The organism is Limnobacter sp., from assembly GCF_964228395.1.
GTDB lineage: Bacteria > Pseudomonadota > Gammaproteobacteria > Burkholderiales > Burkholderiaceae_B > Limnobacter.
Genome location: NZ_CAXQZX010000118.1, coordinates 1 through 18,094, shown reverse-complemented (window position 1 = coordinate 18,094; position 18,094 = coordinate 1). Strand labels below are relative to the sequence as shown.

The 18,094-nt window shown below is 54.8% G+C and carries 14 protein-coding genes and 2 tRNA genes; 8 read left to right on the top strand and 8 right to left on the bottom strand.

Translation table 11 applies throughout. The features are described 5' to 3' along the window. The 6 genes from ACEQU8_RS09630 to ACEQU8_RS09605 all read left to right on the top strand — a co-directional run. Window positions 1-135 (top strand): phosphoribosylformylglycinamidine synthase subunit PurQ (locus tag ACEQU8_RS09630; RefSeq protein ID WP_370263209.1); only part of this gene is annotated, 135 nt, incomplete at its 5' end. A 3-nt stretch (window positions 136-138) separates the two neighbouring features. Further along, window positions 139-846: a uracil-DNA glycosylase gene (locus ACEQU8_RS09625; RefSeq protein ID WP_370263208.1), complete on the top strand. Its 708-nt coding sequence runs from the start codon at window positions 139-141 to the stop codon at window positions 844-846. A gap of 12 nt (window positions 847-858) precedes the next feature. Next, window positions 859-2,856, top strand: coding sequence for an excinuclease ABC subunit UvrC (uvrC, locus tag ACEQU8_RS09620; RefSeq protein WP_370263207.1), 1,998 nt, complete (start codon window positions 859-861; stop codon window positions 2,854-2,856). Window positions 2,857-2,937: 81 nt separating this feature from the next. Next, on the top strand, window positions 2,938-3,507 hold the full coding sequence (gene pgsA, locus ACEQU8_RS09615) for a CDP-diacylglycerol--glycerol-3-phosphate 3-phosphatidyltransferase (protein WP_370263205.1): 570 nt from the start codon (window positions 2,938-2,940) through the stop codon (window positions 3,505-3,507). 19 nt (window positions 3,508-3,526) lie between these two features. Further along, window positions 3,527-4,885: a DUF3422 family protein gene (locus ACEQU8_RS09610; protein ID WP_370263204.1), complete on the top strand. Its 1,359-nt coding sequence runs from the start codon at window positions 3,527-3,529 to the stop codon at window positions 4,883-4,885. Between the two features lie 52 nt (window positions 4,886-4,937). Continuing rightward, a tRNA-Ser gene (locus tag ACEQU8_RS09605) sits at window positions 4,938-5,027 on the top strand. 64 nt (window positions 5,028-5,091) lie between these two features. On the opposite strand, the gene ACEQU8_RS09600 is transcribed toward ACEQU8_RS09605, so the two are convergent. Then, window positions 5,092-6,486, bottom strand: a complete 1,395-nt coding sequence (locus tag ACEQU8_RS09600; RefSeq protein ID WP_370263203.1) for an HD domain-containing phosphohydrolase — start codon at window positions 6,484-6,486, stop codon at window positions 5,092-5,094. A 30-nt stretch (window positions 6,487-6,516) separates the two neighbouring features. After that, window positions 6,517-7,944, bottom strand: coding sequence for an HD domain-containing phosphohydrolase (locus tag ACEQU8_RS09595; protein ID WP_370263201.1), 1,428 nt, complete (start codon window positions 7,942-7,944; stop codon window positions 6,517-6,519). Between the two features lie 390 nt (window positions 7,945-8,334). Between ACEQU8_RS09595 and ACEQU8_RS09590 the strand changes: the two genes are divergently transcribed. Next, window positions 8,335-10,467, top strand: coding sequence for an amidase family protein (locus tag ACEQU8_RS09590; RefSeq protein ID WP_370263199.1), 2,133 nt, complete (start codon window positions 8,335-8,337; stop codon window positions 10,465-10,467). A gap of 90 nt (window positions 10,468-10,557) precedes the next feature. Here ACEQU8_RS09590 and ACEQU8_RS09585 read toward each other — a convergent pair whose 3' ends face one another. The 6 genes from ACEQU8_RS09585 to ACEQU8_RS09560 all read right to left on the bottom strand — a co-directional run bounded on the left by ACEQU8_RS09585 (window position 10,558) and on the right by ACEQU8_RS09560 (window position 17,562). Continuing rightward, window positions 10,558-12,471, bottom strand: a complete 1,914-nt coding sequence (locus ACEQU8_RS09585) for a TRAP transporter large permease subunit (RefSeq protein WP_370263198.1) — start codon at window positions 12,469-12,471, stop codon at window positions 10,558-10,560. A gap of 12 nt (window positions 12,472-12,483) precedes the next feature. Next, entirely contained in the window at window positions 12,484-13,053 is a 570-nt protein-coding gene (locus ACEQU8_RS09580; RefSeq protein ID WP_370263197.1) for a TRAP transporter small permease subunit, read from the bottom strand. Between the two features lie 72 nt (window positions 13,054-13,125). Beyond that, window positions 13,126-14,244, bottom strand: coding sequence for a TRAP transporter substrate-binding protein (locus ACEQU8_RS09575; RefSeq protein WP_370263195.1), 1,119 nt, complete (start codon window positions 14,242-14,244; stop codon window positions 13,126-13,128). 202 nt (window positions 14,245-14,446) lie between these two features. After that, entirely contained in the window at window positions 14,447-15,292 is an 846-nt protein-coding gene (locus tag ACEQU8_RS09570) for an ABC transporter ATP-binding protein (protein WP_370263194.1), read from the bottom strand. Between the two features lie 20 nt (window positions 15,293-15,312). Continuing rightward, window positions 15,313-16,194 (bottom strand): nitrate ABC transporter permease, encoded by an 882-nt coding sequence (gene ntrB / locus ACEQU8_RS09565; RefSeq protein ID WP_370263193.1) that lies wholly within the window; start codon window positions 16,192-16,194, stop codon window positions 15,313-15,315. A gap of 33 nt (window positions 16,195-16,227) precedes the next feature. Beyond that, window positions 16,228-17,562, bottom strand: coding sequence for a CmpA/NrtA family ABC transporter substrate-binding protein (locus ACEQU8_RS09560; protein WP_370263191.1), 1,335 nt, complete (start codon window positions 17,560-17,562; stop codon window positions 16,228-16,230). Between the two features lie 362 nt (window positions 17,563-17,924). Here ACEQU8_RS09560 and ACEQU8_RS09555 point away from each other — a divergent pair. Further along, window positions 17,925-18,014 (top strand) — tRNA-Ser (locus ACEQU8_RS09555). The last annotated feature ends 80 nt before the right edge of the window (window positions 18,015-18,094 follow it).

Sequence of the window (18,094 nt, the reverse complement as noted above, 5' to 3'; positions counted from 1 at the left end):
GGCCGATTCACCATCATGATGCCGCACCCTGAGCGCGTGTTCCGCACGGTTCAAATGAGCTGGGCGCCGCAGGGTGAAGGCGAGTACTCGCCATGGATGCGTTTGTTCTGGAATGCCCGCAAGGCTTTGGGTTGAGCAATGACTCACGACACCAAACAAGCTGCACTGTGGTCACCTGGCGCTGCCTGGGTACCACGGCCCACAGACCAGGCATGGCCTGCAGAGCTGTTTGATGTTCACTGTACGGCCTGCCCGCGTTTGCACGCTTTTCATGAGCAGAACCGTGCGAAATTTCCGGATCACTTCAACGGCCCGGTGCCTCCGTTTGGGCCTGCCAGCGCTCAGCTGCTGATTGTGGGTCTTGCCCCCGGCTTGCATGGTGCCAACCGCAGTGGCCGGCCTTTTACTGGTGATTTTTGTGGCGAGTTGTTGTATAGCTCCCTGAACAAATTTGGTTTTGCAAACAAGGCGCAGTCGCTTGCGGTGGGCGACGGCCTGCAATTGCTGAATGCCCGGGTGAGCAACGCAGTAAAATGTGTGCCGCCTGAGAACAAACCCACACCGGCAGAAATAAAAACCTGCAACACTTTTATTGCAAGCGAACTGCGCCGGCATCCACCCAAGGCCATTTTGGCCCTGGGCTTGGTGGCGCATCAAGCCGTGCTCAAAGCCACAGGCCACAAGCAAAGTGCGTTTAAGTTTGCCCATGGTGCACAGCACGAGCTGGGCACTCTGCGCTTGTTTGACAGCTACCATGTGAGCCGCTACAACACCCAAACTGGTCGCTTGACCACACCCATGTTCGAGGCGGTGTTGCAAACCATTGCCGATTATTTGCCTGCTTAAGTTGCGTTTGGCATGGACGATTCCCTCAACAGCAGCTCCGCCGAAACGCCAACCGTGCAGCAAGATACCTTTGACCTTGCAGCGTTTTTGAAAGACCTCACCACACGCCCCGGTGTGTACCGCATGATCGACGCCCAAGGTGTTGTGATGTACGTGGGCAAGGCGAAAAATTTAAAGAAGCGGGTGTCGTCGTATTTTCAGAAAACCCATGCAAGCCCGCGTACGGCTCACATGGTGGAACGCATCGTCAGGGTGGATGTAACGCCCACCCGCACCGAGGCGGAGGCTTTGCTGCTTGAGAACAATCTCATCAAAAGCCTGAACCCGCGTTACAACATTTTGTTTCGCGACGACAAAAGTTATCCCTACTTAAGGATCACCAACCACAAGTACCCCCGCGTGGCTTACTACCGGGGTGCGGTGGACAAGCGCTCGCAGTTTTTTGGCCCGTTTCCAAACGCATGGGCTGTCAAAGAAAGCATCCAGGTGCTGCAACGCGTGTTTTTGTTACGCACTTGTGAAGACACAGTGTTTGCACATCGCTCGCGGCCTTGTTTGCAAGCGCAAATTCAGAGGTGCAGTGCGCCGTGTGTGGGCCACATTAGCCCCGAAGATTACGCCCGCGATGTGGCCGCTGCTTCCCGTTTTTTACGGGGCGACCATCGCAGTGTGCTGGCCGAGCTCGAGGAAAAAATGCTGGAAGCCAGCGCTTTGTTGGAATTTGAGAAGGCGGCTGTTTACCGCAATCAAATTTCGGCCCTTAGCCGGGTGTTGCAAAAGCAAAGCGTGGACACCACGGGTGGAGACGACGATGCCGACATTGTTGCCGTGGTGGTGAAGGGCGGGGCGGTGTGCGTGAACCTGGCCATGGTACGTGGCGGACGCCACCTGGGTGACAAGCCATTGTTTCCCAGTGTGGTGCAGGCTTCTGAAGACGTTGGCCCCGAGGTGCTTGAGGCCTTTTTGAGCCAGGCCTATGTGGATCGTCCAATACCAAGCTTGCTGATTGTCAACCAGGATCTGGATGCCCCAGAACTGATGATGGCGCTCTCGGAGCAGGCTGGAAAAAAAATCACCTTGATTCGCCAGCCGCAAAGCGAGCGGCGCAAGTGGCTCGACATGGCCGTGGACAATGCGATGATTGCCCTGGAGCGGCGACTGGCCGAGCAGGGCTCGGCTCAGTTTAGAACGCGGGCCTTGGTGGAATTGTTGGGCTTGGAGTCCAGGCTTGAAGAGGAGCTTCAGCAACAAGCCGTGGGTCTTGAAATTGGCGTGGGTGGCGCTGCATCTACGGGTGGCGCCATCAGTACAGTCGACGCCGCCGCTGTGCCAGAGGAGCTGGCTTCTATTGACGTGCTGGCTACCTTGCGCGTGGAGTGTTTTGATATTTCACACACGGCGGGGGAGGCCACGCAGGCCTCGTGTGTGGTGTTTCACAACCATGACATGCAAAGCCGCGAATATCGCCGCTACAACATTGATGGCATTACCCCGGGCGACGATTATGCGGCCATGCGGCAAGCGGTTACCCGTCGCTACCAGCGTGAGGGCAAGGCACCGATTGCCATGCCGCATGTGGTGTTAATTGACGGTGGCAAAGGGCAAATTGAAGTGGTTCGCCAGGTATTTGTGGAGTTGGGCCTGGACGTGGGCCTGATTGTGGGCGTGAAGAAGGGGGAGAACCGCAAAGTGGGTCTTGAAACCCTGGTGTTTCCAGATGGACGGCCCAGCCTTGAACTTGGCCCGGGTCACCCAGCCTTGATGTTGATTGCACAAATTCGCGATGAGGCTCACCGATTTGCCATCACCGGCATGCGAGCCAAACGTGCCAAGGCTCGGCAGGCCTCAGCCCTGGATGAAATTGAGGGCATTGGCGCCAAGCGCAAACAAAAGTTGTTAAGCCGGTTTGGTGGTTTGCGCGGCGTGAAAGCCGCCAGCATTGAGGATTTGCTGACAGTGGAAGGAATCTCCAAAACCCTCGCAGAGGAAATTTATCGACGCCTGCACTAGGGAAGTGTCGCCCAAATCGGGTGCACGCTGATATATTCTGAAACTCTGGTGCATGCACTTTACCAAACAGAATAAAAAACTATGCCATTGAACCTGCCCATGTTCCTCACCTGGATTCGGATTGTTCTGATCCCCTTGGTGGTGGGCGTTTACTTTTTGCCAGACACTGTGATGTCGATTACCACCCAGAACTGGGTGGGGGCATGGATTTTCATTGTTGCGGCGATTACCGATGCGGTGGATGGTTACCTGGCCCGCCGCTGGAATCAAACCTCGGCTTTTGGCGCCTTTCTGGACCCGGTGGCTGACAAGTTGATGGTGGGTGCCGCCCTGATTGTGTTGGTCGATTTGGGGCGAATTGGCCCGTTCATTGCGCTCATTATTATTGGCCGCGAAATCACAATTTCTGCCCTGCGTGAGTGGATGGCCAGCATTGGTGCGCGCAACAGCGTGGCTGTGAACTGGTTGGGCAAACTTAAAACCATTGCCCAAATGGTGGCCATTCCGATGTTGCTCGCCAACGAGACCTGGAATGGATTGAATTTCCACTTGCTGGGCACTTTGTGCATATGGATTGCAGCGGTGCTCACCGTGTGGTCGATGTGCTATTACCTCATGAAGGCCTGGCCTGACATTCGGGACAGAAGTTGAACTGCTCCCGCTGATTTTCATGAACAAAAGCAACCTATTGCCACAGGCCTACCCGTTGCGGCAGGCCCTGAACGATGAAGTGCATTCCCGCCCCACCGAGGCCCTTTGGCCGCAAGAGCGGGTGTTTCACATTGCCTTGTTGGTGCAAGGGGATGTGAGCGACGCTTTGGTGGAGCAGCTGCAGGCCTTGATTGAATACTGTGGCAGCAAGCCTGTACAAAATGAGGAGTTGGCAGCTCCCCAGGTGAGCCTGAATTTGTGTGGCGGCGAAGCCGCTTTGCGTTTAAGGCTTGAGCGCCACAACGAATTTGTGACCCTGACCTTTTTTGAGCGTGCCGACCACGCCATTGTGTTTGACAGGCCGGTTACTCGGCGCTTGCCCCCCAGCTGGATGGCCAGCTTGCCCGGTTTGATGCTGGTGGCCATAGAATTGTTTGTGCAAAAAACCGATAGCCCGCGCGAGCCACGCAGTGTGGCAGGTTATTTTGATGGCAACACCTTGATCGGCGGCATGATTGCCAATGGGGCAGGGCAGGCGTTTTCGGACTTGCGGATCGCAGACCGTGGCGCCACGCGTGTGTTGATTTGCAATCTAAAAATGGGTTCTCGCCAACTGGGTCGGGTGGTGCAACGGGCCATCGAGATGGAAACCTATCGCATGATGGCCTTGTTGAGTTTCCCTGTGGCGCGTGCCACGTTGCCAAAGTTGTCGTCCTATGAAGATCAACTGGTTCGCCTGGCCTCTGAAATGGCTGCCACCAGCAAATCGGAAGACTTGGCTGAGGTGACCGCCGAAGACCTTGAAATGGATCGCAATTTGTTGAGCCAGCTGACTGACTTGGCGGCCAAGGTGGAGCAATTGAGTGCGGAGAACCGGGTGCGGTTTACTGCGGCGGAAGCGTACACCGATCTGGTGAAAAAGCGCATCACCGAATTAAAAGAAATTCCCATGACCGGCATGCAAACCTTTGGCGAATTCATGGATCGCCGCTTGGGGCCTGCCATGAAGACCTGTACCTGGACAGCGCGGCGGCAGGATGAGTTGGCCTCCAGAATTTCGAGAATTACCCAGTTGTTGCGTACCCGGGTAGAAATTGAGCGTGAGAGCCAAAACCAGCGACTACTCACCAGCATGGATCGCCGGGCCAAAGTGCAGTTGCGTTTGCAGGAAACCGTGGAAGGCTTGTCGATTGTCGCCATTTCGTACTACGGATCCAGCCTGGTGGGGTATTTGGCCAAGGGGCTGAAGTTCGCCGGGGTGCCGGTGTCGCCCGACCTGGCCATCGCCGTGGCCATTCCCACCATTGCAGTGTTGGCCTATGTGTCCATGCGTGCCATGAAAAAACGCTTGGGCCTAAATAACGCAGCGGCGCAATAAACCACCCCCAGCAAGCTACGCTGCCCATGAATGTGGGTATAATACGCGCCATGGAAGCTTGGCAGAGCGGTTGAATGCACCGGTCTTGAAAACCGGCAGGGGTGTGAGCCCCTCCAGGGTTCGAATCCCTGAGCTTCCGCCAAACAAAAAATACCCGCCCTTGTGGCGGGTATTTTTTTTGATGGTCTTCCTGATTCGAATCCTGATCAGTTCTGTATCTTGAGTGCCCGAGGCTTGAGAATATAAATTTTCAGCGGGTGCCCGATGACCCGCTCCCCGTCTCTAAACTTGTGCAACATTCGCGAATCGACCACATCGTCTTTGCGACCCCATGGGTAGCCATCAGGCCCAACAAAATCGCGGGCCAGCACGGCACCCACAGTGAGATTTTTGGCGGTGACAAGCGTTTCATGTGCCATGGGTACACTGGCGAATTCAACCAGTGCTTTGGCCAAAACGCGTACAACGCTCGGGTCGTAGCGCCTTCCAGCGGCTGCTTGAATAAATTGTTGAGCGTCCTTTGAATTAAGTTGTTGTTGAGCCAGCCAGCCTTCCTGTAGTTCGTCAAAGTCTTCTGCCACAGCAATGATCCGTGAGCCCAGTGGAATGGCATCAGCTTGGAGACCATCGGGGAATCCTTGCCCATCAAAGCGCTCGTGATGGTGTCGAATCAGGGTGCTTATTTCAGCCATGTCTGGCAGGTTCATGAACACGGTTTGTGCTCGAATGGGGTGACGCAGCAAAGCTGATTGCGCTTCCCCATCAAGGCTTGCGAAGGGGGTGAACAGTGTGCGGTCGGGTAGGCCAATTTTGCCAATGTCATGCAGCAGGCCTGCAATGTACACGGACTGAATTTCGTGCTCCTCGAGATTCATGTGTTGCGCGATGATCCTGCTGAGATCGGCCACTCGCCGCGAGTGGGCGGCCAGTGCAGGGGAGCGCAGCTCCATGAAGTTGCAAAATACGCGGATTGCACTGAGATATTGAAGTTTGATTTCTTTTCTGGATTGGTCGAGCAATGCGTTAACTTGGCGAATATCCTCAATCCGCTCGCTGACCTTTTGCTGCAACTCCTCTTGAAGTTGCTCAAGGCAATACACATGATCTGCTTGTAATTGTTGACGCTGTTCGTCCTCCACACGTTTCTGGAATCGCTGGGTCAAGTCGCTGATGGTTTGACGAAGTGCGTCATCCTGCCAGGGCTTCTGAATCAAATAGTCGACCCTCCCCAGGTTGATTGCGTCCGTCAGGGTGCTGGCGGATGCATCGTTGAACATCAGCACTCGGCAGGTGTGTGGAGCCATTTCTCCAACCGCTTGAAGTAGGTCCACGCCAGACATTTCAAACAATTCAAGCGAACACAGAATAACGGCGGGTTTGTCCCGTTTGGCCATGGAAATGGCTTCCCGCGCGTTGACGGTGTATAGGAGGTCGTAGGGTTCGAGGCTGAACACCTTACGTAAGGCATTGATGGTATTGCTGTCTTGGTCAACCAGAAGAACTTTGAATCGCGAGGGCTTGTTGGGGTTGACGACACCCGTGAAGCCGTGAATCAAGGGTGCCGGTGAGTCGTTTGTTTGGGGTGTGTCGCTCAAGTTCATGGAAGGGGTCCGCATGGTGTGAAGAATGGCTCACCGGGAAGTGCCAGCTCGCTTGAGTCGATGTATGTAAACCTTCAGCGGTTTGCCGCTGAGTGATTCATGCTCACGGACCAGGTTGATGAAGTGGTTGCTGACGGCTTTGTCCCGGGCCAGCCAAAGGTAGCCGTCAGGACCAATAAAATCTCTAGACAGTGTCTGCCCCACCCGCAAGTCGCCTCCGCTGATTAATCGTTCCTCCAGTTTGGGTGCGGCTCGAAGTTTCTCAAGCGCGTGTCCAAGTACTTCGATGACATCGGGGTCATACCGGCTTCCAGCGCCTTTGTGCAGAAAGGCGGCAGCCTCCTGCTCGGTGAGTTTTTTGGGCGCCAGCCAGCCCATTTGTAATTCGTCGTAGTCTTCGGCAATCGCCAATATTCGTGATCCCAACGGAATGACATCTTTCAGGATTCCATCGGGATAACCATAGCCATCAAAGCGTTCATGGTGATGGCGAATCATGGTGGCCACCGGCTCCATGTCGACCAATCCGGCAAACAAGGCTTGCCCTTTGCTTGCATGGGTCATCAAATGGGCACGCACATCGTTGCCGAGCTTGCCAGCAGCGGTAAACAGCGCCTCATCGCACAGGCCAATTTTGCCAACATCATGAAGAAGCCCTGCAATGTAAATTTGCTGCACCAGGTCGCTGTCGCATTGCAGCTCAATGGCCACTAGCCGAGCCAATTCTGCCACGCGCTTGCTGTGCTGGCTCAAAGGGGGGGAGCGCAGTTCCGTAAGCCCGGAAAACACCTTGACGGCACTCAGGTATTGGGCTTTTTTTTCGCGACGCGATACATCCAGAAAAAGTTTGGCTTGCTCCAATTCCCTGCTGCGTTCGCGTATGCAATGTTCCAGGGTGTTATTGAGCATGTCCAACTCTTCTGCTCGAGTATTCATCTTTCGCATCAAAAGTTGAAGTTCAAGTGTTTGCCTGCCCAGGTCGCAGAGCTCTTTCAGATTGAGACCAAGAAGCTCGATGTCCACGGGCTTCAAAAAATAGCGGTGAACATGCCCACGGTTGACTGCTTCAATCACGCAAGCGGTATGGCTAAACCCTGTGAGCATGACCCTGGCCGTGTTGGGCGATACATCAGAGACGGCGGCGAGCACATCGGTGCCACTGAGTTCGGGCATCCTTTGATCGCAAACGACCACCCCGGGCAAATGGCGCTTTGCCAGGGCGACCGCTTCTCGTGGGTTCGAAGTGGCGATGATTTTTGGAAAAGCGGGGCGCAGTGCTTTGCCAAGGGCCAGCAAGGTGTCTGGGTCGTCATCGACGAGCAAAATCAGATCTGGGTTGAACGGCGATTGCCCCGTGACAGCTCCTGTTACCTGGCGCTTTGCTTCTTCAGGCCATGTGGGGTCCGAGAGCATGGTGTCCAGCGGTACTGGATGATCTGCCGTGCCGATGATGGTCATGGCTGGGTCCCTCGGGTTGACGTGTTCAGAGCAACAATGTGCCTTTTAACCGTTTGGAACTACCCCAAGTGAGGCTGGAGCGTTCACGAGGCTTTGCATCTACATGTTGAGATGTTACAAAAAGTTGCAAAATCCAAAGACCAAAAATGAGGCTCAAAACACATTGTTATTTTTGTTTAAATGCATTTTTACTGCACTGAATAGGTGAGCTTGTTGTTGGTGCGCTGCACCATTGAAAGGCGGGGAGGGGTGTAACAATGACGACAAGGAGGGGTGTAAGTGTTGTGTGAATCGCACCCTTGAAGTGCCGGATTTTTGCCGAAACGGACTTTTTATGCAGGTACGTTTATTGCCCAGTGAGTGATGTTATGTAACTCATGGGTAACAAAAATGGCAAAGTTTATACCGCTACTGCTGGCAGTGTCTTTGGGCTTGGCCGCCTGCACAGAAGATGCCTCCAACCCGGCCGATGGTTCGGCGCGTGTGGAGGGCAATGCCCTTGGAAATGCCGATGGATCTGGCTCTGGCCAGGGAAGCAACGGGGAACAGGGTGCTCCGGGCCCAGCAGGGCCACAGGGTGAGCAAGGGCCTCCAGGGCAGCAGGGAGAGCAAGGGCCCCCAGGGCAGCAGGGAGAGCAAGGCCCCCCAGGACCACAAGGTGAACAAGGGCCCCCTGGAACAGCCGGCACTGATTTTTTTAATCTGCCCGTGTTTGATTTGGTTGAAGCCGATGTGCAGCGCGTGCACGATGCTTTTGCAGGCAAATACAAGCTGGCCACCAGCACCAACAAGCTGACCTGTGAAACGCTGGTCAAAATGTACATTGAACGCATTTACCAGTACAACGACAACCCCCAGCCCAACGGTGGTTTGCCTATTAGCGCGGTATTGGCCATTAACCCCAAGGTGCTTGAACAGGCCAAGCAGTTGGATGCGCTTTACAAAGCCGAAGGTGGCATTGGCAAGCGCTACCTGCACTGCATACCGGTTTTGTTGAAAGACAACTACGACACGTTCGACCATGCCTCTACCTCGGCCTCGCCTTCGATGCTAGGGCACACGGCGGGTCGCGATGCGCCTTCGGTGATTGGTCTGCGCAAAGCGGGCGCCATTATTCTGGGCAAAGCGCAGATGGATGAGTTTGCTTATTTCACAACCGGGTTTTCAGGCCGCACGGTGTTGGTGACCAACCCGTATAACACTCGGGAAAGCTCGGCGGGTTCTTCATCGGGCACAGGGGCAGCCATTGCATCTAACTTTGCATTGATGGGCACTGGCAGTGACACTTGCCAGTCTATTCGTCACCCCTCGTCCGTGAATGGCTTGGTGGGCATACGGCCCAGCATTGGTGTGGTGTCCAGAAAAGGCATTTTTCCGCTTTCGCACATTCGAGACACCGGCGGGCCAATGGTTCGCAACGTGCGCGATGCGGCGTTGATGTTGACGGCCATGTCGTACATGCCAACGCCTCAAGAAGATCCCCACTTCTTTGAGGACGACCCCGATGTGTTGCTGTACAAAGATTTCATCACCAGGAACAATTATTTGTCGCCCACGCAGGGTTACCTCAAATACCTGAACCCAGGCATGCATGGTTTGAAAGGCCGCAAAATTGGCGTGATTCGCCAGTTGGGAACCAGTACCACGCCAGCCGCGCAGGGTAGCACCCAGGGCGTGTTGATCAACGAGGCGCTGAAGGTGATGCAAGACGCAGGGGCTGAGTTGTACGATGTCTATCTGCCTGCGTATGCAAGCCGGGGCGCGGGGTCGGGGCACTACGATGTGAACCAGTATTTCCGTGAGTTTTTCCGCGATGGCGGCAAGAGCCCTCGGCGATGCCTCACCAGCACCTTGGGTGCCAGTTCTGCCGCCGACTTGCAATGCATGGGCATGGACGGCATTTTGGAAACCTTGCGGGTGGGGCCACGTACAGCTGGGTTGGTCGCTGTTACTGCCACGGGCGACGCCACCCAAAAGCCCACCGCAGCCCAATTGGATGCCATTGAAGCGCAGCGTGTGTATGCCACGCGCGTGATGGACGGGCTGGAGGCCAACACCATTCGCCCCTTTGGTTCTACCAACACCACAACACCGTTGCCCACAAACCAGGTTCGTTTGGATGCCTTGGTGTTAAGCCCTGGCCCACAGGGCGGGCGCACCTGCGATTTTGGTTCTACCACGCAAATGGGTTCGATTGTGGTGCCCGTGGGGTTCGATAATTCGGTGGGTGTGCCCAGGGGCATGGAAATTTTTGTGAGGCGCTTTGATGAAGGCAACGGCTTGGGCATTGCCTTTGATTATGAGCAACGCACCAAGCACCGCCGACCACCTGCCATTGAGCCATCGCCTTTCTACCAAGAGAAGCCCATTAACCTGACCACGATTGGTGAATTTAACAGCCGTGTGAAGGCCGCGATGGAGGCAGCCACCAACGCCGCACCTGAGCAGCCTTCGCAGGAAACCCTGCTGAATGTGTTGGAGGCCATCACCGGCACACGCCCTGCGCCGGTGGGGGTTCAATAACGCGTCAGTGGTTTTAGCCCGGTTTGTTCGGGCATAAAAAAACGCCAGCAAATGCTGGCGTTTTTTTGTGTGCTAACAGGTCAAAGCAAGTTAGCGGTACAACACCTGTGGCAACCACATGCCAATCTGTGGGAACACATACAGAATGAACATGGCCAGAATCTGGATCAGCATGAAGGGAATCATGCCCATGAAGATCTGGTTGAGTGTAACCCCGGGTGGCGATACACCTTTGAGATAAAAGGCTGCCATGGCCACAGGAGGCGACAGGAACGCGGTTTGCAGGTTGAGTGCAACCAACAGACCGAAGAACAGCGGGTCCACACCAAAATGCGGCAACAAGGGAATAAAGATGGGCATGAAGATCACGATGATCTCTGTCCATTCCAGAGGCCAACCCAGCAAGAAAATAATGACTTGGGACAACAGCAAGAACTGAATGGGTGTGAGGCCCAGAGACAGCACCCACTGCTCGACCAGTTCCTGACCACCCAGCAAGGCAAACGCGGCAGAAAAAATGGAGGAACCCACAAACAGCCAGCACACCATGGCGCTGGTTTTGGCGGTGAGGTAAGAGGACTCCTGCAGCACCTTGAAGTTAAGCTGACGGTAACCTGCCGCCAACAAGAAGCCGCCCAGTGCACCCACAGCCGCTGCCTCTGAAGGCGTGGCCAAGCCAAACACAATACTGCCCAGCACCGCCAAAATAAGCACCGCCAGCGGGAAGAAGGAAGTGAGCAGCATCTTGAAAATTTCCAGCTTTTGGAAACTCAAGCGGAAATACCACAACACGAAGTAGGCCAGTGTGATTGCAAAGGCAATCCAGTAACCAGTTGGGGCTTGCTTTCGTTCGTTGTCAGCGGCGGCAGGTGCAGCTTCTTCAGCCGGTGGTTCAGCCAGCGCGGGCGCGTCTGCCACTGCTTCGGAGGTTTCGGCGCCAGCTGGCTCAGCAAGACCATCGTCTGCTTTCGGTTCGTCAAAGCCGAAATCGTAGGTTTTTTCGCCGCTTGCGCTGTAATCCGAACCGAAGGACACCAGGCTTGAATCGTCGAAAGGTGTTTCGTCTGGAGCGGTGAGCTTGGTGTAAACCAGCCCCAGGATGAATGCTGCAAACAAACCGGGCAACAGGGCAATAAAGAATTGACCAAACACTTGGGACCCTGTGATGTGACCTTCGCGACGGCCTTTGAGACCGCCCACCAAGGCTGCAACAGCCCGGCTGGTGCCGTAGGTTCGCTCCAGCGATTCAAGCACTGGCGTGAGCTTCACTTTGCGCTCTTCTTCGCTCAAGGGCGGTGCGCATTTAGGATTCAACTTCGCCCGAAGCATTACATAGCCGACATACAGGCCTGCAAGCATCAGGCCTGGGAAAAACGCGCCTGCGTACAATTGCACCACAGAAACGCCCGCGGTGGCGCCATACACGATGAGCAACACTGAAGGTGGGATCAAAATACCCAAACAACCACCCGCAGTGATGGCGCCAGCGGCCATTTTGGTGTCATAGCCGGACTTCAACATGGTTGGCATGGCAAGCAAGCCCATGAGGGTAACCACCGCACCCACAATACCTGTGGCCGTTGCAAAAATAGCGCAGGTAATCAAGGTGGCCACGGCCAACGCGCCAGGCAGCTTGGCCAAGGAAAGGTGCAAGGCTTTGAACAGCTTTTCAATGAGGTTTGCGCGTTCAACCAAGTAGCCCATGAACACAAACAAGGGCACCGAGATGAGCACATCGTTGGTCATCACCTTGTAGGTGGACTGCACCATGAGGTCAAGCGTTTTCTGGACGTTGTAGTCGTAGGCAAACAGTGTGAATATCACGCCCATGCCCATGAGTGTGAACGCGGTTGGAAAACCCAGCATGATGGCAACCACCACCAGCGACAACATCAACAAGCCCAGGTGCCCATCGGTCATCTCTGAAGGGGATGGCATGGCGATGACCAGCCCCAGCAGAATGAGGCCCATGATGGACAGGCCGAAATATAGTTCTTTTTTCATGTTTCTATCCTGTTATTTCTGACCAACCATGGCCTTCATTTTTTCAACATCGACCTCTTCGACATCATCCTCGCGCTTGGGCCATGCCCCGTCACGAATGCAAATGATGCAGCGGATGATCTCGACAATGCCCTGAAATAGCAGGAAGGCACCAGCCAAAGGGATGAACGCTTTGAAGGGGTAAATGGCCGGACCATCGGCGGTGGTCGACGACATTTCTTTGATGACCCAGGCGTCTTCGGCGAAGTAATAACCTGCGTAGGTGAGCGCAATGACGCCGGGCAAGAAGAATACAAAGTACAGAATGAGGTCGAGTGTGGCTTGGGTTCGTGCAGAAAAGAAACCGTACATGATGTCGCCACGCACATGGCCGTTGGCGGCCAAAGTGTAGGCGCCAGCCATCATGAAGTGAATGCCGTACAAAATATACGACATATCAAACACCCACGGGTTGGGGTGATTGAGGGCATATCGTGTGAACACCTCGTAAGAGATCATCAAGGTAAGGGCAACGATCAGCCAGGAGAACAGGTGGCCTACCTTGGTGGAAAGTCTGTCGACGGCGTGCAGGAAAGAGAGCATGGCTTGAACCTCGGGTTCATTAAAAAAAAGCCAACAACCCTTGTGGGGCTGTTGGCTTCACTACCTTTAGAATTATTTCTTTTGTGCGTAGAAGGCTTGAGCCATCTTGAAGTCAACTGTGGTGTCGCTTTGCCACTTGGCAGCGCGTGCAGCAAAGGCGCGCTGTGACTCAAACACTTTCTTGAACATGGGGTTGGAGGCAGCCTTTTCAGTGGCCACTTCGTCCCAGGCCTTCAGCTGAGCTTTCAGGATGCTGTCAGGGGTTTTGTAGAACTTCACGCCCTGCTTGCTCTGCATTTCCATGTAGTCCTTGGAGTAGCGGTCAATCGCTTTCCAGCTCATGTCGGCAGAAGAGGCTTCAGCCGCGGCCTTGATGATGGCCTTCAGTTCTGCAGGCAGCTTGTTGTACTTGGTCTTGTTGAACATGATTTCAAACTGTTCAGAAGACTGGTGGAACGATTGCAACATGCAAACCTTGGATACATCGGGGAAGCCCAAAATGCGGTCCGAAGAAGCGTTGTTGAATTCAGCGGCATCCAGCAGGCCACGGTCCATGGCAGGAACGATTTCGCCACCGGGCAGGGCGTTAACAGCCACACCCATCTTGGTGAACATGTCCACAGACAGACCCACTGTGCGGAACTTTAGGCCTTTCAGATCTTCAGGCTTGGTCACTGGCTTTTTGAACCAACCCAGAGGTTGGGTGGGCATTGGACCGGTCATGAAAGACACCACGTCCATGTTCATTTCGCCGTAGATTTCTTCGAGCAGCTCTTTACCGCCGCCGTAGTTGTGCCAGGCCAGCAGCATGTTGGCATCCATACCAAAGGCTGGGCCAGATCCCCACAGGGCCACGGCTGGGTTCTTGCCGTACCAGTAAGCGATCACACCGTGACCACCGTCCAGGGTGCCCTTGCTTACAGCATCCAACAGATCAAAGGCTTTAACCACGGAGCCTGCGGGCAGCACTTCAATTTTCAGGCGGCCGCCAGACATCGCGTTGACGCGCTCAGCGAAGTCAGTGGCGTATTCGTGAAAGATATCCTTTTGGGGCCATGTGCTCTGGAAGCGCATGCTGACTGTCTGTGCCTTGGCGATCATTGGGAAACCCAATGTGCCCGCTCCCACAGCCGCGGCTGCAGTGCCACGGATAAAGTCACGACGCTTGTTGTTGTTCACGGAATCAGTCATTTTGCCTCCTTTGGATTAATTTGACTGTTGGACGTTTTTGTAGGTATCAACGCCACCACATTGTGATAACTGGAGGGAGGTAACTGAATAGTGGCAAACCCTGATGTTTGCTGTTTTTGCGGGTAATTACCGAGGTATAAACCCTAAACAAAAAGGCCACCGAGCGTTGCTGGTGGCCTTTGTGAAGGAAGGTCAAATTATTTCAGGCCGTCGCCGCCTTCTTTGCTTCTGCTTTTTGTGGACGGTGCTTGCCGATGTCTTCCACCTTGCGCTGCTTTTCGTAGAGGAAGCTGAGCACCTCGTGACGATAGTGGTTGTAGCGCGGATCATCGGTGAGGGCCACGCGATTGCGAGGGCGAGGCAGATCGATGTTCAGAATTTGACCAATGGTGGCCGAGGGGCCGTTGGTCATCATCACAATGCGGTCGGATAGCAATACAGCCTCGTCCACATCGTGCGTGATCATCACCACGGTGTTTTGCAGTTCACCCTGAATGCGCATCACCTCATCTTGCAGATGGGCACGGGTGAGTGCATCGAGTGCGCCAAAGGGCTCATCAAGCAGCAGCACTTTGGGTTGCATGGCCAGGGCCCGTGCAATGCCCACACGTTGTTTCATGCCACCAGAAATTTCTGAGGGTAGACGGTGAAGTGCATGACTCATGTTCACCATGTCCAGATTGTGCAATATCCATTCTTTGCGTTCCGCTGCTGTTTTGCTGTGCTTGAAAATTTTGTCCACTGCCAGTTCAACGTTTTGGTAAACGGTGAGCCATGGCAAAAGCGAGTGATTTTGAAACACCAAGGCGCGGTCTGGGCCAGGGGCATTCACCTCTTTGTTGTCGACAATCACCACGCCATCGGTGGCTTTTAGAAGGCCAGCGATGATGTTGAGCACGGTGGACTTGCCGCAACCGGAGTGTCCAATGAGGGAAATGTATTCGCCGCGGTTTACATCGAGGTTGATGTCTTTGAGCACGGGGTTGACCACACCGTTTTTCTCGAAGTTCATATTGACCTGGGAAATGCTGAGGTAACGCTGAGTCATGATGGGTTCTCCTGAGTACATTAGGCAGCGCTGGTGCCGCGGGTTATTTTTTTGCCAGCAAAGGCCACCAAGCGATCGAGGATGAACCCCACGATGCCCACGTAAACCAGGGCCAGCACAATGTCGCTGATGAGGGAGCTGTTCCATGCATCCCAGATGAAGAAGCCAATGCCCACGCCACCAATCAGCATTTCTGCCGCCACAATGGCCAGCCAGCTTAAACCCACTCCAATTCGCAAGCCCGAGAAGATGTAAGGCGCTGCAGCGGGCAGCATGATTTTCCAGAAGTACTCCAGGTAGTTGAGCTGGATCACGCGAGACACGTTGCGATAGTCCTCGGGGATGTTGCGAATACCCACGGAGGTGTTGTTGATGATGGGCCAAATGGCGGTGATGAAGATCACAAAAATGGCCGAAGGGTTGCCGTCTTGAAAGCCTGCCAGTGACAACGGCAACCAGGCCAGGGGGGGCACAGTGCGCAGCACCTGAAACAGGGGATCAAGCCCGCGCAGCGCCCAAGTGGATTGGCCCACCAGCACACCCAAGGCCACCCCCACCAGCACCGCCAGCGAGTAGCCGTAGGCCACACGTTCAAGGCTGGCCAGTATTTGCCAAGCCATGCCCACGTCGGTGCCGCCGTTGTAGAAGAAGGGGTTCACAATCAATTCCCAGGTGTCGTTAACCACTTTGCTGGGCGAGGGCAGGCGCGCGCCTTCCTGGCTGCAAAGGATTTCCCACACCAGCAAAAGCAGGGCCATGATGACCACCGGTGGTACCAGCTTGCCCAGGCCCTGGGTGAGTTGTTTAAAGAAACGCGTTTGCACCAAGGGCGTGATGCGGGGTTTGGCTGGAACTGGCAGGCTGGCCGCATGCAAGTTGTTTAATGTGTCGGTGTTCATCATGATGTGAATCTCCAATCGTGCAATGCGAAACGATTAACCTTTCATGGCCTTGATGGCGAGGCTGTCGAGGTATTTTTTGGGGTTGGCGGGGTCAAACACCTTGCCGTCGAAAAATTTCTCGATGCCGCGCGATGTGCTCTTTGGAATGTCGCTGGCGGCCACACCCAGCTCCTTGGCCGCAGCGCGCCAAATGTCCTCGCGGTTGACCTTCTTGATCAGCGCCTGGGCATCCAGCTTGGATGGCAAATAGCCCCAGCGCTGGTTTTCGGTGATGAACCACAGGTCATGGCTCTGGAAGGGGTAAGAGGTGTGGTTCTTCCAGTACTTCATTACATGCGGGCTGTTTTCAACCACCTTGCCTGTGCCGTAGTCGAAGTGGCCTTGCATGCGCTCGATGATGTCGCCCACTGGCGCGTTGATCCATTTGCGCGAGGAGCAGATGCGGGCCACTTCTTCTTTGTTGGCGGGGTCGTCGCAGAACATTTGCGCTTCCATGATGGCCTTGAGCAAAGCCTTGCTGGCGTTGGGGTTGGCCTCAACATAGTCGGCACGCATGCCCAGCGCTTTTTCGGGGTGGTTGGCCCACAACTCGCCGGTGGTGAGTGCCGAGTAACCAATTTTTTGGTGAATCAGTTGCAGGTTCCAGGGTTCGCCCACGCAGAAGGCATCCATATTGCCCACCTTCATATTGGCCACCATTTGGGGCGGAGGCACCACGATGGTGGACAGATCGCTGTTGGGGTTGATGCCGCCCGCCGCCATCCAGTAACGGATCCACAGGTCGTGCGTGCCGCCCGGGAAGGTCATGGCGGCATTCAGTGCTTTGCCCGTAGCTTTCTTGCGCTCCAAGCCCTTTTTGAAGTCGGCAGAACCGGTGCCAATTTTGAGGTCCATGTATTCGTTGCTCACCGAGATGCCCTGGCCATCCAGGTTGAGGCGGGCCAAAATCACCATAGGAACTGGAATATTGTTGGCCGTTACTGCGCCAGTCGTGAGCAGGTAGGGCATGGGTGTCAGGATGTGCGCACCATCAATACCGCCTTTGGCAGAGCCCAGCACCAGATTGTCGCGGGTGGTGCCCCAGGAAGATTGTTTGGCAACTTCTACATCGGTCATGCCATGCTTTTTGAAGAAGCCTTTTTCCTCGGCCACAAACAAAGGCGCTGCATCCGACAGGGCAATAAAGCCGAGCTTGGCTTTGGTGGTTTCAAGCTGTGTAGATTGCGCCATCACGATGGATGGAAAACCCGCCCCCGCAAGCAGTGAACCACCGAATAGGGCCACCCCCTGCTTGATGAATTGGCGCCGCTGCGAAGCGCTGATGCTGGCTGGGGACTCAATTAAAGAGTTCGCGGGTTTGGTTTTCATGGCGTTGTCCTCGTTGACAATAAATCGAAGTAAAAAACGGCGCACATCACCAGGCTTTGAAAGGCTGGGATGGACGCCGTTGTCCGGTATTCAGAATGTGCTTGTACTTCGTGGCATGGGCCCACGTTGGCCCTTGCCTCATGGAGGACTAAGCACTAAGTGTGCCAGCCATATTGCAGCGCCAAAATCGCCAGCGTTGCCTGAAAACAGTGCGCGAATTCACCTTGTTTCAAGAAAATCACATAAGTTGGTGCGGCGCACCATTGCTTTTTGCGTGAACCAAATGGTGCATGCACCAAAGCGAGCGCGGACTTGCCCCCACACAGACTTGCTCGGGTATACTTGCGACTCTCAAAAGTTTTGGAGAAGTGCGAGAGTGGCTGAATCGGCTTGACTCGAAATCAAGTAAGGGGGCAACCCCTTCGAGGGTTCGAATCCCTCCTTCTCCGCCAAAACAAAAAGCCCCGCAAAGCGGGGCTTTTTGTTTTGTAAGCGGAGAAGAGCAAAGCCCCTGCGGGCTTTGCGTGAGGGA